The following is a 17,210-nucleotide window of genomic DNA, read 5'->3' on the forward strand; positions in this document are numbered from 1 at the left end:
ACAATTCCTCCTTAATCTTTTTTACAACAAGATTCAAAAATCTCCTTTTGTTCTTGAATTTTCTGATCAATCTTAGAACAGTCTTTGTGCTCAATTTTTTTCTGGCATCGTTCCATTTCAAGAGCCACTAATTTTTTCTTGATTTTAAGCATCTTTTTGCTCATATGTGCTTCGTCGAGCACCCCGACTGCTCGCTCGTGATGCGTTGACTCGACAAAATTTTGGCGCATTGCCTCAAGCTTCTCACGAAGGTATTGTTTATCCATGTCTATACCTTTCTAATTTTTCAATCATAACTAAAAACGGTGGATTATTAACTTGGTTAAGAGTCCGATAAATGGCAGCTGTATACTCTTGTTGGTTCAACTGGCTAACAAACTCCAATACAGCATCCCTCTCAGTATCTCCTCCTTCATGACCATAGTAGATCATAATGGCAATCCGTCCTCCTTTGACAAGCAAGTGACATAGCTTTTCTAAGGCTTTGATAGTAGTCTGAGGTTGGGTGATGACGGACTTGTCAGCAGAAGGTAAATAACCCAGATTAAAAATCCCTGCCTTAGCTTCTGTCACAAATTGGTCCAGTTTCTCATGACCTTGCAAGATTAACTGGGCATTTGTCATTCCAGCCTGATCCAAACGCTCTTGCGTCTTCTCCAAAGCCTTCTCCTGGATATCAAAGGCATAGACTTTCTTAGCTAGCTTGGCTAGGAAAAGGGTATCGTGGCCATTGCCCATGGTCGCATCCACTACAATATCCTCTTTTGTCACAACCTCAGCCAAAAAATCATGTGCCATCTCAAGTGGTCTTTTCATTTTTAAACTCCTGTTTTACAGCCTTGCATCCTTGCACACTTCCACGACGGCGCATCTCAGTTTCAATAGCATTCAGCACTTCCCATTTATTGAGGCTCCACATAGGACCAATCAGCATATCTCTCGGTGCATCTCCTGTAATTCGATGGATGACGATATGCTTGGGAATGATTTCCAGTTGATCACAGATAACTTTGACATACTCATCCTGACTCATCAGTTGCAAGCGTCCTTCGTGGTAATCTCGCTGCATCCGTGTATTGGTCATGAGGTGAAGCAAGTGCAACTTAATTCCTTGAATATCATTATCCGTAACACAACGGCGTACATTTTCAATCATCATCTCATGAGTCTCACCGGGCAGACCATTAATCAAATGGGAAACAATCTCAATCTTGGGATATTTCCTCAAGCGTTTTACTGTTTCAACATACAATTCATAAGAATGGGCACGGTTAATCAGGTCAGAGGTTGCTTCAAAGGTTGTCTGTAATCCCAATTCAACCGTCACATGCATGCGTTCCGATAACTCAGCCAAATATTCGATTGTTTCATCAGGTAAGCAATCCGGACGTGTTCCGATATTGATTCCCACTACACCTGGCTCGTTGATAGCCTGCTCATATCGCTCCCGAATCACTTCCACCTTTTCATGGGTGTTGGTAAAGTTTTGGAAATAAACCAAGTACTTCTGAACATCTGGCCACTTGCGGTGCATAAAGTCAATTTCCTTATAAAATTGCTCACGAATAGGAGCATCCGGTGCCACGATGGCATCTCCAGAACCTGAAACCGTACAAAAAGTACAACCACCATGAGCTACAGTTCCATCACGATTTGGACAGTCAAATCCCGCATCAATAGGAACTTTGAAAGTCTTTTCTCCAAAAAGTTTTCGATAATAATCATTCAAGGTATTATAAGATTTCATAACTTTCATTATAACAAAAAACACCTACAATCTCAAAAGCCTGACTTTCCAACAAATTCCCTTGTTTCTCATTTCCTTTAGCGTTTTTTTATGATACAATATGGGTATGATTTTAATGAAAATAGCATCTATTTTATTATTGATATTAACCTTGGTGGTTTGCTTTATTGTCACCAAGCTTTTCGGACTTAGGAAAATAGGATTTAATTTCGCGGATCTAGCTTTTCCACTTTTGGTATTCGAGTACTATCTGATCACTGCTAAAGCCTTTACCCACAACTTTCTACCGCGACTTGGAGTCGCACTTTCTCTCCTAGCAATCCTCCTTGTAGTCTTTTTCCTTGTCAAAAAACGAAGTTTTTATTACCCTAAATTCATCAAATTCTTCTGGAGAGCCGGTTTTCTCCTTACCTTAATCATCTACATTGCTATGATTGTCGAATTGATGATGCTCCCATAAAAAACATTCCCTCAGACAGCAGTCTAAGGGAATGTTTTTATCTTCATACTTACTTTCTAAGCTCTACCAAAATACTTTATCTTATTTCCTAAATGTCAAGGAGTAGAATTTGCCATCCCAAAGAAGTTTCATTTCCTTTTCCTTAACTTCGCTTGGAACAACATTCTCAATTTCACTCAAATCAACAGTAGCATCTTTAAAATAATCCTTACTAAAATGATTTTTCTTATATTGCTGATCCACATAGTCAGCCGTCTCATCTGCAATTAAAATCTTAGTCCCTGGCTTCGCCACTCGTAGCATTTCCTGCATAGCCTTGGCCTTATCATTGAAAAAATTGATTCCGCCAATATGGTAGACAATGTCAAAACTATTATCCGCAAAGGGTAGATCCTCCGCGCAAGCATGGAAAAGTTGCAAATTAGTCTTTTTAGCGCAAGATTTCTGGCATTTTTCTAGCATACTGATAGAAATATCTACCCCTACAAAGTCTAAACTTTTCAGGTCAATTGTCTCAGGGATATAACGGAGGTCTTGACCAGTCCCGATAGAGACATAAAGAACAGATAAATTATCCTTCCATTCGATTTCTCCCATCAGATCCCTTCTCAACTTATCAATTGCCTTGCCGTGGAGAAGTGGTCCTATCCATTTCTCACTCATATCGTACCAGCGAGCCATACGGTTATACATGGTCATGTATTTAGCATTATCTCCAGATAGATAATCTGGATTAAGAGACAGATAGATATCGCCATCTTTTTGAAAATTTTCTACCTCTAAACCTGACTTCAATTTATCTTGTAATCTTGTTTCAATCATATACAACATCTCCTTTTCTATTTGTCACCTATTATAGTGGAATTCATCGCAAAAACAATAGCTTTTCAGTAAGTGGCAACTATCCACTTGTATCCGGTAGTAGAACCAGGGTCAGTTACAAAAAAACAAGTGCCAATTTCCATTGACACTTGTTTCCACTTTTAAACTGTCTTGCAAAATTTCGTGAAAGATACCGTTTAAAAAACTTAATCTTCTTTTTTGCGTCTTGCCAAGAATCCTGTTCCCAATCCAAGAAGGGCGATTCCAGCTACTAGAGTCGCTTGGTTAGACTCGCTTCCTGTATTAGGTAATTCCCCACCCTTTTTAGGCTTACCTGGTTCATTTGGTTTGCCAGGTGTTGGTTTTTCAGGAGTGTGCGTATTTGTAATGTTGTAACCTTCTACTGAAGCTGTATAACCATCTGGAACATTCACTTCTTCAACAGTGTAGGCAATCTCCTTACCTTCTTGATAACGATCAAGACCTGTAAACTCATAAGTCCAGCCACTTGTTTCTGACACTATAGCTGTCTGACCAGTTTCCTTACCATCTGCAAGAAGTTTTACGGTGATAGATGCTGGACGGATGCCATCTTTGTTATCTTCATCTTTCCAGATCTTCTTACCTTTTACAGATGTTTTCTCTGGTGTGTGGGTGTTGGTAATGGTGTACTTGCCATCCTTATCTGTAGTGATGGTTGCTTTGTATTCTGTCATAGCAGTTTCTTTGACAGTATACTTGATTTCTTTACCATTTTCATACTTAGGAAGTGCTTTTGATTCGAACTTCCAGCCAGTTGCTTCTGAAACTTCAATTTCTTGAACAACCTTGTCGCCGTTAAGAATTTGAACTTTCACAGATCTTGTTCGTTTGCCGTCTTGGTTGTTGTTATCTTTCCAAATCTTAGTTCCTGAAAGAACAACTGTTTCTGGGTTATAGGTGTTTGTCACTACTTGACCAGTCACAGAGGCTTCGTAACCAGCTGGTACATCCACTTCCTTGATAGAATAGGTGATTTCTTTTCCAGCTTCGTATTGTGGAAGATTGGTGAAGGATGCTACCCAAGTGTTATCATCAGTCTTCTCCTTAGCTGTTAAGGTCAATTTCTTACCTTCAACGGCTACTGGATCTGCATTTCCTACTTTTTTATAAAGTTGAACCGTTACGGACTCAGGACGTTTACCGTCTTGGTTGTTCGCATCATTCCATACTTTTGTTACCTTGTAGTCAATTTCTTTAGGAGCATATTTGTTTGTGATGGTAAAGTCTGTAATAGTCGCTTCGTATTCTGCTACGGCTTCTTCTGTTACAGTGTATTTGATTTCTTTACCAGCTTTATATTTTGCTAATTTCGTGAATTCGACAGTCCAAGTTCCATCTGCGGCTGCTTGAACTTCTTTCGAATCAACTTTCTTACCGTCTGCTAAAAGATTGATTGTAATCTTAGTTGGACGTTTGCCGTCTTGGTTATTAGCGTCATCCCAGTTCTTAGTTGCTTTTACATCAACTGTTTCTGGTGAATAGCTATTTGTGATGGTGAATCCAGATGCAGCATCACCAGTAATTTCAGAAGTGTAACCAGGAACAGTTACTTCTACTACTGTGTACTTAATAGGTGTTCCGCCTTTATCAGCATCAAGGTCTTTGAAGCTTCCAGCCCAACCATTTGCTTCAGTCAATTCAAGTGTTTTACCAGTATCTTGACCATCTGCAAGCAATTTAACCGTGACAGAAGATGGGCGTTTACCATCTTGGTTGTTCTCGTCCTTCCATACTTTCTTAACAGAAACTTCCGTTTTTGCTGGAGTGTAAGTATTCTCGAAAGCTTTTTCATCATCGTAAGAAACAGTTGCTTCAAGTGCACCTTTACCCTTGTCCACTACAGTAACTTTAGCTGTGACAGTTTTAGTGTCGTACTTGATGCTTGTATCGCTGCCAGCTTTTTCAGCAATTTTAAAGGTATAAGTTCCTGCTTTGTCGAATTCCAATTCTGAGAAAGCAATGTTTCCGTCTTTGTCATTCTTCACAGTTTCTTTCACCTTACCATCTTGGTCTGTTAAAGTGAATTCAAACTCTTCAGCCTTCAACTCACGTCCTGTAAGTTTTTTATTAGCCTTAATCTTAACTTTAGCTTTGCTACGTTTATTTGTAACTGTTTTGATAGCTCCATCTTGTCCAACAGTCATCTCAAATGGAGTAGGATTCAACTCATATCCCTCAGGAGCCTCAATCTCGGTTACCGTAAAGTTCCCTTTCTTGATATCACTCTCTGAGTAAATAGATGATTCAGCAATTCCGTCATCATTTGTCGTTACAATTTCCTCTTTAGCCGTAGCTCCTGCCGGAGGAGTAATCTTGAATTTTGCTCCTTTTAGACGGTCATGAGTCAGCTCGTCGACCTTGTAAAGAATGATACGGTAACCAGTTTCTAACTGAATTGTACCGCCTGAAGCAACTACTGAGTTTCCGATTTGCTTAACGACTGTCTTATTACTATAGTCGTCATATGTAAGAATCTGGTCATCACCCTTCATTTCAGCATTGTTTTGGACTTGCGTACCATCCGCTGGAGCACTTGTTTTGTAATTAATTCGAAATGCTGCAGGTTTCCCGTTCTTAGCAACAATTGAAGAAGCATTGTTAATTGTTAAAGTAAAATCGGTATATGACTCATTCCAACTAACTTGGTAATCCTTACCAGCTTCTAAAACCACTTCATCTTTAAAGTAATAAGATTTATCGTACCAACCTGCCGTAACTTTAAATGTTTCAGGAATCATCTGCATCGGTGAGGCATTTGGGTCAACCCAGTCATGAATTTCAATTTTGTTATAGGCAGCTTGTTTAGGATTAGCTCGAACATACCAACTGTGTAAATATTGTCCACTCTTATTTAGAGCACTAGATGTCCAATCCTCTTTGTAAATCAGACCATGATACTTACTGAAATTAGCACGTCCAATACCTTCAGAATAATCAGATGCTTCACCTCTTTTTACCTTAATTTGGTGTGTAATTTCATTTATGGTTTCCGTTTTATCAAAACGGAGCGTTTCATTGCTTAATTCATTTTTAGAACTAAAACCAACAAAGAAATTTCCTTTAACGTTTTGGACTTGATAGCCACCTTTTTTCTCAAGATAGGTTTTCAGATTTTTTAATGTAATAGTTGCCTTACCACCATTATTATCCCCGTTTGATACAATTTGAGTTTCTCCGATAACGAGATCTGTTTCCTTATCTTTTAAATCAAAAGTTTCATTTCTAACAGTTAAAGGGCTCGGAACAGTAAAGGTAAAGGTATCACCGTCCTCTAATTTACCATCATAGGCGCTCAAATCGTAATCAACAGTGAATTTATAATTTGAGTAGTTATGATGTTCAGGTGAAAGTGTATAAACACCATTCGCATCCGGTTTTATAAACTTACCATTATCAACCTCCCAAATTCCAATATTACTGATAACGTTCTTCAGTTCCTTTGCTTGAACTGAATTTGGAGCAAAGATTATCCCTAGCAAACAGGCCAGAGAAGTTAGGATGGGCAACCAAAATTTCTTGTTCTTCATAATCTTCCTTTCTAAATTACCGAAAACATTAAAACGACAAACTATGATTATAAAACCTCAACACTCATCTCCTTTCGAATTCGTTGAAATCCATGAGGGTTATTGAATAAGTTACATCATATTAACATGTTTCATAACTATATGTGAGTGCAATATTTATCATATTTGTTCTATTTTTAATATAGAAACCTCCTTTAGTTTCATTATAAAACAAAATTAACTTTTTTTGTAATATTATGAGGTTATTGCCTTTTGAAAATATTGACACAGTGTAAAATTACTGCCATAAAAACTAATTCTTTCATCACACTATAGTTTCTTTAAGTATAGTGTACACATACGAACAACTTCTCTTTTAAACAAACAGAAAGAAACATTGCACAAAACATTCCATTTATTTATAAGTTTGATACACCTTAATAATTATCCAAACTATTTTATATAAGTAAAACTCAGAAGAAATCTAGTAATAGTCATATCCCATCCTGATAAATAGTTTAATTTAGCATATTTCATTATTCTGAACCATAAAAAAAGACCAGGGGGTTATCCCTGATCTTTCTTTACTGTACTTATTGGCTACTAAATGAGATTAGTCTTCTTTTCTTCGTTTAGTTGCTACAAGACCTGCACCTAAAGCTAGAAGAGCTAAACCTGCTGCTAATGCAGCTTGTCCAGATTCACTTCCAGTGTTTGGTAGGTTAGGATTTTCTGGTTCAGTTTGGTCCGTTACTACTAACTTACCATCCTTGAACTCAACCTGATTTCCACTAGCATTTACCACTGTTACAGTTCCGTCGTAGTTAACTTGGAATGTAATATCTGTTACTGCTAAGTATCCAGTTGGAGCGGCTTCTTCATGGAAAGTATATACTCCCGGAGTCAAATCAAGTACATGTGATTGATTGGCTTTTGAAGTCCATTCAGCCACAGGATTACCTGCAACTTTTTCTCCTCGGAAAATTTGGATTTTTGCACCCGCGATTTCTTCACCCGCTAGATTTACCTTGCTAAAGGTAATCTTACGTGGAAGGTCATCGTCTTTATCCGTTACTGTTACAGTTGAGCCGTTGGTTACGACCTTGTTTTCTTCACCTTTAGAGTCCTTTTCACCAACATTTGTCACTTCCACTGTGCCGTCATGTTTGACTTGGAAAGTGATGTCCGTTACTTTGAGGTAGCCTGTTGGAGCTGCTTCCTCATGGAAGGTGTAAGTGCCAGGTGCCAAGTTCAAGTCTTTAGACTTACCAGCTTCTGAAGTCCAGCTTTCTACAGCTGTACCTTCTGCCTTGTCGCCCTTGTAGATCTTGATTTGTGCACCAGCGATTTCTGTTCCACCAAGGCTAACCTTGCTGAAGGTAATCTTACGTGGAAGGTCATCGTCTTTATCGGTTACAGTTACTGTTGAGCCGTTGGTTACGACTTTGTTCTCTTCACCTTTAGAGTCTTTTTCACCAACATTTGTCACTTCCACTGTGCCGTCATGTTTGACTTGGAAAGTGATATCGGTTACTTTGAGGTAGCCTGTTGGAGCTGCTTCCTCATGGAAGGTGTAAGTACCTGGGGCCAAGTTGAGATCTTTAGACTTACCAGCTTCTGAAGTCCAGCTTTCTACGGCTGTGCCTTCTGCCTTATCGCCTTTGTAGATCTTAATCTCTGCACCAGCGATTTCTGTTCCACCAAGGCTAACCTTGCTGAAGGTAATCTTACGTGGAAGGTCATCGTCTTTGTCGGTTACAGTTACTGTTGAACCGTTGGTTACAACCTTGTTTTCTTCACCCTTAGAGTCTTTTTCTCCAACGTTGGTCACTTCCACTGTGCCGTCATGTTTGACTTGGAAAGTGATATCCGTTACTTTGAGGTAGCCTGTTGGGGCTGCTTCCTCATGGAAGGTGTAAGTGCCTGGAGCCAAATTCAAGTCTTTAGACTTACCAGCTTCTGAAGTCCAGCTTTCTACGGCTGTGCCTTCTGCCTTATCGCCCTTGTAGATCTTGATTTGAGCGCCTGCGATTTCTGTTCCACCAAGGCTAACCTTGCTGAAGGTAATCTTACGTGGAAGGTCATCGTCTTTGTCGGTTACAGTTACTGTTGAACCGTTGGTTACAACTTTGTTTTCTTCACCCTTAGAGTCTTTTTCTCCAACGTTGGTCACTTCCACTGTGCCGTCATGTTTGACTTGGAAAGTGATGTCCGTTACTTTGAGGTAGCCTGTTGGGGCTGCTTCCTCATGGAAGGTGTAAGTGCCTGGAGCCAAGTTGAGATCTTTAGACTTACCAGCTTCTGAAGTCCAGCTTTCTACGGCTGTGCCTTCTGCCTTGTTGCCCTTGTAGATCTTGATTTGAGCGCCTGCGATTTCTGTTCCACCAAGGCTAACCTTGCTGAAGGTAATCTTACGTGGAAGGTCATCGTCTTTGTCGGTTACAGTTACTGTTGAACCGTTGGTTACAACCTTGTTTTCTTCACCCTTAGAGTCTTTTTCTCCAACGTTGGTCACTTCCACTGTGCCGTCATGTTTGACTTGGAAAGTGATGTCGGTTACTTTGAGGTAGCCTGTTGGAGCTGCTTCCTCATGGAAGGTGTAAGTGCCAGGTGCCAAGTTCAAGTCTTTAGACTTACCAGCTTCTGAAGTCCAGCTTTCTACGGCTGTGCCTTCTGCTTTATCGCCCTTGTAGATCTTGATTTGAGCTCCTGCGATTTCTGTTCCACCAAGGCTAACCTTACTGAAGGTAATCTTACGTGGAAGGTCATCGTCTTTGTCGGTTACAGTTACTGTTGAACCGTTGGTTACGACTTTGTTTTCTTCACCCTTAGAGTCTTTCTCACCAACGTTTGTCACTTCCACTGTGCCATCATGTTTGACTTGGAAAGTGATATCCGTTACTTTGAGGTAACCGGTTGGAGCGGCTTCCTCATGGAAGGTGTAAGTACCTGGGGACAAGTTCAAGTCTTTAGACTTACCAGCTTCTGAAGTCCAGCTTTCTACGGCTGTGCCTTCTGCCTTATCGCCCTTGTAGATCTTGATTTGAGCGCCTGCGATTTCTGTTCCACCAAGGCTAACCTTGCTGAAGGTAATCTTACGTGGTAAGTCATCGTCTTTGTCGGTTACAGTTACTGTTGAGCCATTTGTAACGACTTTGTTTTCTTCACCTTTAGAGTCTTTCTCACCAACATTTGTCACTTCCACTGTGCCATCATGTTTGACTTGGAAAGTGATGTCCGTTACTTTGAGGTAACCAGTTGGAGCGGCTTCCTCATGGAAGGTGTAAGTACCTGGGGCCAAGCTCAATTCTTTAGACTTACCAGCTTCAGATGTCCAGCTTTCTACGGCTGTGCCTTCTGCCTTATCGCCTTTGTAGATCTTAATCTCTGCACCAGCGATTTCTGTTCCACCAAGGCTAACCTTGCTGAAGGTAATCTTACGTGGAAGGTCATCGTCTTTATCCGTTACTGTAACAGTTGAGCCGTTTGTGGCAACTTTGTTTTCTTCACCCTTAGAGTCTTTTTCACCAACGTTGGTCACTTCCACTGTGCCGTCATGTTTGACTTGGAAAGTGATGTCCGTTACTTTGAGGTAACCAGTTGGAGCGGCTTCCTCATGGAAGGTGTAAGTACCTGGGGCCAAGTTGAGATCTTTAGACTTACCAGCTTCAGATGTCCAGCTTTCTACGGCTGTGCCTTCTGCCTTATCGCCCTTGTAGATCTTGATTTGTGCTCCTGCAATTTCTGTACCACCAAGGTTAACCTTACTAAAGGTAATCTTACGTGGACTATCGTCATCTTTATCAGTGACTTTGATTGTTGAACCATCGGTTACGACTGTATTGTCCTCGCCTTTAGCATCCTTAGTACCAACATTCGTCACTTTAACTGTGCCATCATAGTTAACTTTAAAAGTGATATCCGTTACTTTGAGGTATCCAGTTGGGGCTGCTTCCTCATGGAAGGTGTAAGTACCTGGGGCCAAGCTCAATTCTTTAGACTTACCAGCTTCTGAAGTCCAGCTTTCTACAGCTGTGCCTTCTGCCTTATCGCCTTTGAAGATCTTGATTTGTGCTCCTGCGATTTCAACTCCACCAAGACTAATTTTACTGAACGTGATTTTACGAGCTACATCGTCATCTTTATCAGTAACTGTCAGAGTTGAATTTTGGGCTACAACACGATTGTCTTCACCTTTAGAATCTTTTTCACCTACTTTTGTCACTTCAACAGTACCGTTAGGTTTAACTTGGAAAGTGATATCCGTTACTTTGAGGTAACCAGTTGGGGCTGCTTCCTCATGGAAAGTGTAGATGCCTGGTTCAAGATTCAGTTGCTTAGGTTGGTCAGTTGAAGTCCAGCTTTCTACAGCTGTACCTTCAGCTTTTTCGCCCTTGTAGATCTTAATCTGTGCACCAGCGATTTCATTTCCTCCAAGGTTTACCTTACTGAAGGTAATTGGTTTTGGACTAGTATCCTCTTTATCGGTAATAGTCAGAACTGGACCAGCTGCAAGAACAGTGTCATCAGCTCCCTTATTCTTAATAGTGATAGAACCGTCAGCATTAACAGTAAAAGTAATATCTCCTACAATTTGATATCCCTCTGGAGCATCGAACTCTCTTAGAGTGTAGGTCCCTGGTGCCAGCTTAATCACTTTAGAAGTGTCAGCTACAGTAGTCCAGTCTGCAACAGGTGCCTCTTCAAGATTGACTGTATCTCCACTATAGATTTTCAGTTCGGCACCTGGGATTTCTTTCCCATTTGGATCCACCTTTTTGAAAGTAATCTCTTTCTCAGTTGGTGTCTTTGGAGGTGTCTTCTTATTTTCAATTCGACGTTCTACAGATTTATCTGAGCCAAACTCATCTGGAGAAATTTTAATATCTTCAGTTAGTTTGTCATAGCCAAAAGGAGCCGTTACTTCACGAATTGTATAGTTGTCTCGCAACAATTTACCTACACTAGCGTTACCATCAGGACCTGTTGTCAATCGTCCAACAACAGCTTGGTTACGATCACGAATCACTTCAAAAACTGCACCTTGCAAAGGTTGGCCTGCTTCGTTTACCTTATGAATTTTAATGGTGAAAACATATCCTTCCGCAACACCACCTGCAATCTGGTAGGTACGTGTGCTGGTTGATTGTTCATTCTCACTTCCATTGTAGCTCATGTTGGCTACGTTCGTGATTTCCTCACCATCGACTAGATCATAATTCGCTTTAGCTCGATACTCGATCATATAACCAAAACCATTAGTATCTCCTAAAGGAAGGGTGAAACCATCACCATTCGCATTTACCACTAGTTGGTTTTTAAAGGTTTCAGTCATATCCTGAGCATCGGACCATTTCCAGTCTCCGTTATTCCAGCTCCAGTTTACTTTATAAATACGAAAAGTATCTGGTAGGAATGTCATATTTGGAGAAGAGAAAGCATCTTTGATAGTGACATCACTGTAGTTCGCCATATTGCGGTTTACAGTAATGTTATAACGGATTACATTTTTCTCGTCGTCCTTGTATTGGAAGGAACTCTTTTCAATTTTAGAGTCGTATTTCCCTGGAGGGCCGTTATAACGGATTTTCCCTGCAGATAGAACTCTATGTCCTACAGTAATATTGACATCAATGTCTTTTTCTTCTGAAACAACATCATGGTCAACTCGAACATAGACAAAGAATTTCCCCCTAACGCCAGAATTATTCTCAACAAACTTTGTGTAAGTTAGAGTAATCGTTTTGCTAGTGGCATCTAGATGTCCAGTAGCTACAAGATTGTTAGAAGCATCTCGTAATTCAATGTCTGAAGAGTTTGAAAATGCAATCTCTGATGGCAATTGAAGTGTTGTTGTATCACCTTCATGCACCGTATTATCTGGCAACACGAAATCAGCCGTAAGACGGAATTCTTGCCAAATATCCAATCCTTGCGTTAATGCTTCACCAGATTTGTTCTCAACACCAACACTAGTGATCACATCATTATACTCTGTCGCATGTACTTGCGTCAGAGGGGCAAATGATTGGAGAATAACTCCCAAACAAAGAATAAGGATCTGAATCCAAGATCTTATTTTCTTGTTCATTTAATCTTCCTTTCTTATAATATTCAGTTGTAAATGTACAATGTAATAGTAAACTAAATGATTGTCCCCAACTAATCACCATTCTCCTTTTTCAAGCGAAAATTATTAGCCACATTACATCCACATTTTATCATACTATGAAGAAAAAGGCTAGAACTATCAAGCAAATGTTTGTGTCTAAATTTTTGGGAATAATCAAATATCCTTATAACTCAATAAGAAAGTGAGATTTTTCAGACAAAAAAACTGGAAAAAGTTCCTCACTTTACCCCAGCCCTTGACTATATTGCACTATTTATGCTACAATATTGTTCGACTGATTAAGCAAAGTGTGTGTTTGTCTTAATCGGTGGTGTAGAAGCAGCAACTTCTACACCTTTTTCTTTTTTATATTTACTCTGTTATTGTAACACACATTAGGCAAAAAAGCAACTGTTTTGTATAAAAACATGATAAAAAGACCTCTAAAAATTCTTTTTTTAGAGGCTTTTATCTGCCCTCCAATTCTATTTATGTCCTCTTTTTCTGATGACCGCACCGTGTGGCTTATGGTTAATACGAAACCCTGCGCCTAGTCCCGTTACCCTAAATTCCTCATACTCTTGTCTCCAGGATCCAAAAAACAGCTCGTGTAGCTGATCAATTCGCTCAACAAGAATCATCCTGGCCATGGTACAAGCCCCTTCGATAGACCAATACATCCCTCGATGTTTCATGCGGTAAGTGACCTTTCGGTGCTGACTCTCCATTACCCCGATACCCCGTGAGGACAATCCTCTAAGTTTAGGTGGCCTAGTATCACAGAAATTTCTTAATAATTTCTTACGAAAATTGTAAAAATTATCAAGAGCTTCCTGGCTTTCTATGAGAGATTCAACTGTATCTAGTACGGTCTGAAGCAGGCCCTTCTGATGATTTTTGATGGCCTTAAAAGCAAGATCAAGTAGTGTAGACGGGTACGGCTTCAGAAATCTTTTAAGTTCTTCATTAACATGATAGGCATCCCAGAAATGCTCATGACGTTTAATCCGTAGGACCTTCTTAATTTCTTGAAATATTCTGCGAGAATATCCTTTACCATTGTCCGAGTTAGTGATAAGAAGAGTTCGATCAGTGATTTCAAAATGATTGCAGAGATAGTCTATCAATTCTTCCTTTGCTTGTTCATGGCTTGTATGGATAATCTCATGCTTATTCTCTAGTACATACCGATTATTACCAACCTTCTTCACTCCAGTATGAATCAGGAAATGGGCTAAGTCTGTATTGTGTCGTTCATCATTGCTTGATGTTGTCTTGACGAGCACACCATCTCCCTCCAGGTAGATTTTATCTGCCTGGATTTTTTTCGGTTGCTCATCACCTCTAAAAAGCCGATAGCGTTCCCTCTCTGAAAAGAGTCTGCCTGCCATTTTTACAGACTTCAAAACAGCGTCCTTTGTTATCTCCAGGCGATAAGCCATCTTAACTGTTCGACAAACTTCACGGTAGGATAAAACAGAAGCGTGTTTTGCCATGTGAAAAATCAACTCAGGAGAATAACGCATATACTTTTCTAGACCTAGCCACTCATCTACAGGATAACAACTTTTCTTTCCCTTTCGCCAGCGATTCCTAGAGAAAGTCACCTCTCCAAATGTAAAAACAACTGTCCTCTCTGTACTATCTATCCGCTTATATCCCCTCAGTCTCATGGAGGGAGCAATCTGCTCGTCATAATCTCTTACTCGCTTCAGGAATTGCTGCTCACGTTTGCGATCTAGTTCTGCGACAAATTCTTTTTCATCAAATCTAAACATACTCTCTATTGTACTGAAATCATGACTAGATTGAAAATATCAGAAACTTTTACAAGGTTTTTTCATCTTCAAAACGTCGGTCAACTTTCTCTTCACGACTACGCACGTGCTCCTTAACATCTCTATAATCTGTGTAATGTTTTAATGTATCATCAAAGAACTCTTGTAAGGCTCCTTTTTCAATTTGGAATTGTTTGATCAGTTGACTGACATCTTCCAGTCCCATATCTTTTGGAACTCCTAAATCATCCAATAGTTGTACCGCCGCAAGACTATTTTCTGGAGATTTCTGGATGGCTAAAAGTGCTCCTTCAATTTTGTGATAACGTCCAAGTCGCTCATCTAGTTGTCTTAATTCCTCCAGGGTAATCTCAATCTTTTCATTAAAACGATCTTCCAAATGTTGAAATTGTGCTCCATCTGTCACGCCGTGCTCGACTAAGAAATTATATTCCTTAATCAGCTCACGTATAGAGGAAATTTGAGCATTTTTAGTTACGACTGTCTCACCATTTTGTTTGGCCAATTGTCTTGCGACAGTCAAACCCATCATGTACCGATTTTTTTGTGATTGATCAGGATTGAGAAAATAAAAATAGTCTTTCTCTTTGATATAGATGGTATAATTTCCATCCTCATTTTTATCAACTTTATGAGAAGGTATTAAAATGGTACCACTATTTAAAGCTCCCATATCCATCTGCACGTAAATGCCTTGCTTGCTTTCTTGCTCGACCTGCCAGGATTCCACTTCCAATTTCAATTCAAAATCATTTGCCGTTTTTTCTTTTGATTCTTGGTATTGTTCTTTCAATTCCTCCACATCAAAAACTAACTGATTCTTAGAAATTCTCTCTTTTATTTTTTCAAGAGAATAGAGTCCTTTCTTCGATAATGTATCATCTCGGACATTTCTTTGTTGGGGCTGATCGAGCAATTTATACTTCACAAATTTTCCAGAGAAATCAATCTGAAGGTCAAGCGCAACTGCTTTTTGTTTAAAGTCTTCCAACGACAGCGAGTGCTTCAGAAGAAAATCTAGACGATCCTTAATTTCAAAGCGATAATTATTTTGTCTTCTCCAAGCAGAATACTTTGTGTAAGAATTTTTCATAGTAGGCTCAATAATTTTGGCGCCATAACGTGCCGCATGTTTGTCCGATATCGCCCTCAAATTTTTAAGGGTTTTCTTTTCCCAACGAAATTTTTTAAGCGTTGAGGTATTGGTTGTATTGAGTATGATATGATTATGAAGATGATCTTTATCCGTGTGTGTCGCAATCACAAACTCATAATTTCCACCTGTCAATTCTAACATCGTTTGACGGCCAATTTCATGAACCTGCTCAGGAGTCAAGTTATCATCTGGAGAAAAAGACTGGATAATGTGATGGGCCAATACTTGTTTTCCTGAAGATAATTCTTTCAAGTCATCATCTCCTTTTTTAAAGGCTGCAGCCAATTTTGTCATAACCATTTCCTCATCTGCTACGCTAAAATCAGAGATCCCATTGCCAGATACTAGCTTCATTTGAAGTTCACCATTATGATAGACAAGAGGAAAATCAAGATCACTTTCTGCGGTTTCTGATACAAGAGTTTTCGCTTCATTCAGAATATAGCGTACAGCTATTTTTAAATTGGAAGGAGTTTTAATTTGTTTGGGTGTTTTGATTACTACCATTCGTCATACGTCCTTATAGTTTTTACTTTTCGCTCCTGTAAACTTTTCTTCTCTGCGCTAGAAAGTTTGGCAGCTACCATCTCTTTCAACTCAGATAGATAGTCAATAACTTGTGCTACTTCCTCTGTCGTAACCCCTTGATTTTCGTTAGCATGCTTGGCAATTTGGTTGATGTTCGTGCCCACTCGATTGATAGCAACTCGAAGGTCTTTCAATTCAGAAAAATCAATTTGAACCACCTTCCCTTGTACCAGTTGATTCTTCGCATAGTATTGAAAAGATGGAACTCCCATTTGGGCCATCACCGTTTTAATTTGACGATCTTCCTCTGGTGTTAGTCGTATCAATTTTTGTATATAGCGTTTTCTATTTTCTCGTTTCTGCATTATTTTTTTATCCTCTTTCTCTCAAAGTCTCTGGCATTTTCTGACCAGGCATCAGCCCCTGACTTCCTTGTGGCAAGCGTAGCAAATGGATATCCATTTGCGAAATTTAAAAAAATCAGAGAAGGAGAACCCTACAGTTTTCCTTCTTGATTTTCTCAGTTTTGGGGAAATCCCCAAGCCCCTTTCTTATATCTTTTGGAGTACAACTTCTAACAATTTATCGTAACCAACTGAAGATGTTTTTGAAAATAGATGATTGCTTATCACTATTTTCTACACTTTTTTCTTTCTGACCTTGCAACTTTTCAGCTAGGACAGAAAGTTGTTGAGTAGTTAGAGGCTGGAAAATAGACTGCCCAATTTGTATTTCTGTCAGTAAGATTTTTTCAGTGAGTACAGCTTGAAATTCTTCATCTGTAATCATCTTGAGTAGCTCAATATTTTCTTCTTCCCACTCCAAAAGAGCTGGATCTCCTTCAGGTAGTTGAGACTGTTCTTCCTCTAGTTGCTCCAGAACTTTTTGGCGAGTCAAGTCTTTAGCGTTTGGCGATACTCCTTGAACTCTGTCTCCATCCATGATTGGAATAAAGTCTGAGAGGATGATGATAAGTTGTTCTTCTTGTTCATTGGTCATGAGTGTTGTCCTCCTTGATGATGGTTTGTTTTTAATTTG

General features: G+C 39.6%; 11 protein-coding genes. 1 reads left to right on the forward strand and 10 read right to left on the reverse strand.

The genetic code is table 11. The features are described from left to right. Window positions 1–11: 11 nt before the first annotated feature. The 3 genes from EL140_RS06240 to mnmL are packed head-to-tail and all read right to left on the reverse strand — an operon-like array spanning window position 12 to window position 1,756. On the reverse strand, window positions 12–266 hold the full coding sequence (locus EL140_RS06240; protein WP_000361094.1) for a hypothetical protein: 255 nt from the start codon (window positions 264–266) through the stop codon (window positions 12–14). Beyond that, window positions 259–816: a tRNA 5-(aminomethyl)-2-thiouridylate-methyltransferase MnmM gene (gene mnmM, locus EL140_RS06245; protein WP_000828411.1), complete on the reverse strand. Its 558-nt coding sequence runs from the start codon at window positions 814–816 to the stop codon at window positions 259–261. The genes EL140_RS06240 and mnmM overlap by 8 nt, the downstream gene beginning before the upstream one ends. Beyond that, complete coding sequence (gene mnmL / locus EL140_RS06250; protein ID WP_000867026.1) at window positions 800–1,756, reverse strand: tRNA modification radical SAM protein MnmL/YtqA; 957 nt, start codon at window positions 1,754–1,756, stop codon at window positions 800–802. The genes mnmM and mnmL overlap by 17 nt, the downstream gene beginning before the upstream one ends. Before the next feature lie 91 nt (window positions 1,757–1,847). Between mnmL and EL140_RS06255 the strand changes: the two genes are divergently transcribed. Next, complete coding sequence (locus EL140_RS06255; RefSeq protein WP_000525394.1) at window positions 1,848–2,207, forward strand: DUF3397 domain-containing protein; 360 nt, start codon at window positions 1,848–1,850, stop codon at window positions 2,205–2,207. Window positions 2,208–2,288: 81 nt separating this feature from the next. Here the strand turns inward: EL140_RS06255 and EL140_RS06260 are convergent, their stop codons facing one another. From EL140_RS06260 to EL140_RS06295, 7 genes are all read right to left on the reverse strand, one after another. Beyond that, window positions 2,289–3,029, reverse strand: a complete 741-nt coding sequence (locus EL140_RS06260) for a class I SAM-dependent methyltransferase (RefSeq protein ID WP_000573479.1) — start codon at window positions 3,027–3,029, stop codon at window positions 2,289–2,291. Between the two features lie 206 nt (window positions 3,030–3,235). Continuing rightward, the gene (locus EL140_RS06265; protein WP_000791203.1) at window positions 3,236–6,598 is read right to left on the reverse strand and encodes a Cna B-type domain-containing protein; all 3,363 of its coding nucleotides are present in this window, start codon (window positions 6,596–6,598) and stop codon (window positions 3,236–3,238) included. A gap of 592 nt (window positions 6,599–7,190) precedes the next feature. Continuing rightward, complete coding sequence (locus EL140_RS06270) at window positions 7,191–12,668, reverse strand: SpaA isopeptide-forming pilin-related protein (protein WP_126475667.1); 5,478 nt, start codon at window positions 12,666–12,668, stop codon at window positions 7,191–7,193. Window positions 12,669–13,174: 506 nt separating this feature from the next. Then, the gene (locus EL140_RS06280) at window positions 13,175–14,467 is read right to left on the reverse strand and encodes an ISLre2 family transposase (protein WP_000488183.1); all 1,293 of its coding nucleotides are present in this window, start codon (window positions 14,465–14,467) and stop codon (window positions 13,175–13,177) included. Window positions 14,468–14,516: 49 nt separating this feature from the next. Next, complete coding sequence (locus EL140_RS06285) at window positions 14,517–16,151, reverse strand: relaxase/mobilization nuclease domain-containing protein (RefSeq protein ID WP_000260301.1); 1,635 nt, start codon at window positions 16,149–16,151, stop codon at window positions 14,517–14,519. Continuing rightward, window positions 16,145–16,537 carry a plasmid mobilization protein gene (locus tag EL140_RS06290; protein ID WP_001171918.1) on the reverse strand — a complete coding sequence of 131 codons (393 nt, stop codon included), beginning with the start codon at window positions 16,535–16,537 and terminating at the stop codon, window positions 16,145–16,147. The genes EL140_RS06285 and EL140_RS06290 overlap by 7 nt, the downstream gene beginning before the upstream one ends. 217 nt (window positions 16,538–16,754) lie before the next feature. After that, a complete protein-coding gene (locus EL140_RS06295; protein WP_000180613.1) occupies window positions 16,755–17,171 on the reverse strand; it encodes a hypothetical protein in 417 nt (138 codons plus the stop codon). Window positions 17,172–17,210 lie beyond the last annotated feature (39 nt).

The organism is Streptococcus oralis ATCC 35037, from assembly GCF_900637025.1.
In the GTDB taxonomy this organism is placed as follows: Bacteria; Bacillota; Bacilli; order Lactobacillales; family Streptococcaceae; genus Streptococcus; species Streptococcus oralis.

Coding starts and splice junctions, on each gene's coding strand:
- EL140_RS06240 (WP_000361094.1), bottom strand. CDS start 266: ATGGATAAACAATACCTTCGTGAGAAGCTTGAGGCAATGCGCCAAAAT.
- mnmM (WP_000828411.1), bottom strand. CDS start 816: ATGAAAAGACCACTTGAGATGGCACATGATTTTTTGGCTGAGGTTGTG.
- mnmL (WP_000867026.1), bottom strand. CDS start 1,756: ATGAAAGTTATGAAATCTTATAATACCTTGAATGATTATTATCGAAAA.
- EL140_RS06255 (WP_000525394.1), top strand. CDS start 1,848: ATGGGTATGATTTTAATGAAAATAGCATCTATTTTATTATTGATATTA.
- EL140_RS06260 (WP_000573479.1), bottom strand. CDS start 3,029: ATGATTGAAACAAGATTACAAGATAAATTGAAGTCAGGTTTAGAGGTA.
- EL140_RS06265 (WP_000791203.1), bottom strand. CDS start 6,598: ATGAAGAACAAGAAATTTTGGTTGCCCATCCTAACTTCTCTGGCCTGT.
- EL140_RS06270 (WP_126475667.1), bottom strand. CDS start 12,668: ATGAACAAGAAAATAAGATCTTGGATTCAGATCCTTATTCTTTGTTTG.
- EL140_RS06280 (WP_000488183.1), bottom strand. CDS start 14,467: ATGTTTAGATTTGATGAAAAAGAATTTGTCGCAGAACTAGATCGCAAA.
- EL140_RS06285 (WP_000260301.1), bottom strand. CDS start 16,151: ATGGTAGTAATCAAAACACCCAAACAAATTAAAACTCCTTCCAATTTA.
- EL140_RS06290 (WP_001171918.1), bottom strand. CDS start 16,537: ATGCAGAAACGAGAAAATAGAAAACGCTATATACAAAAATTGATACGA.
- EL140_RS06295 (WP_000180613.1), bottom strand. CDS start 17,171: ATGACCAATGAACAAGAAGAACAACTTATCATCATCCTCTCAGACTTT.